Source organism: Actinomyces sp. ICM47 (assembly GCF_000278725.1).
Taxonomy (GTDB): Bacteria; Actinomycetota; Actinomycetes; order Actinomycetales; family Actinomycetaceae; genus Pauljensenia.
The window spans coordinates 1-2,631 of the sequence record NZ_ALCA01000049.1 but is presented as its reverse complement, the minus strand read 5'-3'; the positions used below and the strand labels follow the sequence as shown (position 1 = coordinate 2,631).

At 62.0% G+C, this 2,631-nt stretch carries 1 protein-coding gene and 1 pseudogene; both read left to right on the top strand.

The window, feature by feature from the left end:
- Positions 1-290: pseudogene (locus HMPREF1136_RS03250) on the top strand (choline-binding protein A); the annotation flags it as partial.
- A 299-nt stretch (positions 291-589) separates the two neighbouring features.
- Positions 590-2,631, top strand: a 2,042-nt coding sequence (locus tag HMPREF1136_RS03245; protein ID WP_009647902.1) for a S8 family serine peptidase, incomplete at its 3' end; no start/stop codon positions are given.

The following is a 2,631-nucleotide window of genomic DNA, read 5'->3' as shown; positions in this document are numbered from 1 at the left end:
CTTGGTATTACCACGAGGCGTCGGGTGCTCAGGCCAGCGGCTGGGTGTTTTCTGGTGCGCGTTGGTACTACCTGAGTCCTGACAGTGGTGTGATGGTGACGGGGTGGGTGCAGGTGGGGTCCACCTGGTACTACCTGAGCCCCGACAGTGGTGCGATGGCCACTGGGTGGCTGAAGGAGGGTGGCTACTGGTACTACCTGCAGCCTGGCAGTGGCGGGATGGCGACTGGGTGGCTGAAGATTTGGGGTACCTGGTACCACTTCGCCGATAACGGTCAGTTGATCAGCTAGGTGCCTGAGCTGAATCGCTGAACCCTGCGCCCGCGCCTCCCGGTCAGATTATCGGGAGGCGCGGGCCTTCGTCGCAACCGATGTGTTGGGAGTATGCGCCTGAGGCCTCCTTCGAGCGGAAATTGACTCAACAGCGGTCGCACCAGTCCTCTCCGCGACACCATGTCAGGGTTTGACGCACAGTTTGTATCACAAATGAGAGTGTTTGACAGAGGTGCTGACAATTATGCTGAGAAGTGACTGAAGTTGCATTGATGCCACCTCATTCGCACTCATAGTTCCAATGAAGGGAGCCGAAGATGGCCCATCGGAAACTCTTGTCACTGGCGCTGGCGGTAGCCGGCGCCCTGGCTCTGACAACAGTCAGCGTGCCAGCGTCCCTCGCGGACGACACGCAGGCGACGGAACCCGCCTATGCCTCGTCCTCTCAGGAGAACGAGGGGCTGTACTCCGTGGTCATTGTCCAACTGACCGACGACGCCCCCGATCTCGCCACTATGAAGGAACGCGTCGCCGCGTCCGTGGTGGCAGCCGTGCCGGGGGCGACCACCACTGTTACACGCGACTACACGCACGCTCTGCGAGGATTCGTCATCCAAGCACCGCCAAATTCTGTCAACGCGATCAAGGCCACGCAGGGCGTCAAGAACGCCTTCGAAGACCGATACTTCAACTTGATTGAGGAACAATACAAGGCAACTGGTGACGTGCAGCGTGGCCCCGAGTCTGACCCCTCGCAAGCGATTGCGATGGACATGACGCAGGCCAAGCACGCGAGTCCCACCGGTAGGGGACAGGTCATCGAAATCATTGACAATGGTGTCGACACCGCCCACTCCGCCTTCGCGGGTTCCGTGGAGGGCGCGCGCCTGTCTCAAGCGGACGTGACCTCCCTGGCGACCACGCTCGGTGATGGGCAGGGCGGCGGCTGGGTCAGCGAGAAGATCCCCTTCGCGTACGACTACGCGGACGGTGACGTGGACGTAGCCTATCCAGCACCTCCCGAATTTGCCGGTACTGAATACGATGCCCGATACGCTCACGGCACCCACGTGGCCGCCCTAGCCGTCGCGAACAGCGCGCAGTTCCGGGGCGCGGCACCGGACGCGCAGCTCATCGTCGCCAAGGTGCTTGGCGACAAGGAGGAACACGTGCGAGACAGTATCCTACTGTCCGCCCTGGACGATGCGATGGTCATGGCCCCCGACGTCCTCACTGTGTCCGTGGATGAGCCGTTAACGACGAACGCTGAGGCCAACGCCGTCTACGCGGATGTCTACGCAGCTCTAACGCGCAAGGGCATCTCCGTGAACGTGCCTGCCGGAGACTACACCTCCGTGGCGTACGGGAACACCAACTACGGGGCCTATCCGTACACGAGTGACGCTGATTCGGGCGCGCTCATCGCTCCCGCGCTTGACTCGAATACTCTAGCGACGGCGTCGGTTAACGAGGCTGAATATCTGCACTACGTGTCACTGGGGGAACATGCGATTGCCTGCCGCTCGGTGCAGATGAGCCGTGGAGGGCAAGGACCGGGGCTTGATGCTCTCGATGACGGAACCTACAAGGTGATCGACGTGGGAGCTGGCGGAACCGATGTGCTACAGAAATACATGACAGACGACCATGAGGACCTGTCTCGTACGATCTTCCTGGAGGAGGAAGATGGCTGGGATAGTCTGGCTAAGGAGTCCTTGCGTGTAAAGGACAAAATCCGTATCGCCCAAAACATCGCCGCAGGGCCTTCTGCGCTCATGATCGCCGGGTCCTACGACTATCCTTCCCCGCAGGTGGAGGACGTCTATGAGGCCTTTACTCTGCCGACCGTGACCATAACGAAGCACGATTACGACGCTCTGCTAGCCGCAATCGAGGCATCCGGTCAGGGCTTTGCCGAGGTGACCCTTACGCGCGGTGCCACCACCTGGGTACCCTTGGAACTTACCCCGTCGGCCTTTTCGTCTTGGGGCGTGACCCCGGATCTGCGTCTCAAGCCCGAGATCGCGGCCCCCGGCGGTGCAGTCTTGTCCGCGCTGCCCGGTAACGAGTACGGTCGCAGGTCCGGCACGGCCGAGGCCTCGGCTCAGGTTGCGGGTATTGCTGCCCTCGTGCGTCAGCGTATCGCCGCCGATCCGATGTTTGCTGGCATGAGTGCCGCCGACAAGGATGCGGTGGTCGCGAACTTTCTGATGGGCACTGCCCACCCGGTGGTGGACGCGACGCAGGCGGATGGCGCGTTCTACTCTCCGCGTCAGGTCGGCTCTGGCCTGGTGGACGCGGTGGGGGCTACGACCTCGCCGGTGTACCCGAGCGTGGTGGGAGCCGCCAATCCGTCGCG